General features: G+C 42.6%; 1 protein-coding gene. It reads right to left on the minus strand.

The genetic code is table 11. The annotated features are described in order from the left end of the window. Positions 1 to 249, minus strand: a 249-nt coding sequence (locus tag AAEY62_RS23860) for an NAD(P)H-hydrate epimerase (protein WP_350636942.1), incomplete at both ends; no start/stop codon positions are given.

Raw genomic sequence — 249 nt, forward strand, 5'->3', positions numbered from 1 at the left:
TCAATACTGAGTATTGGTTTAGTGCTTTCATTCGCCGCTTTAATTATAGTGGCAACATTATCGCGTACCGTATTTTCAAGACCAGTGCCCAGTAATGCATCAATGATTACATCACACTCATCGAGTGCATCAGCGCTAAAGTTACAAATTTCACCACCGGCATCAATCCAGCGCTTTTGTGCTTTTGCAGCATCGCCGGTTAATTCTTTATTTTCATCTACGGCACACACCACTACATGTCTATCGGCT

It is taken from the genome of Pseudoalteromonas sp. GW168-MNA-CIBAN-0100 (genome assembly GCF_040309225.1).
GTDB classification, from domain to species: Bacteria; Pseudomonadota; Gammaproteobacteria; order Enterobacterales; family Alteromonadaceae; genus Pseudoalteromonas; species Pseudoalteromonas arctica.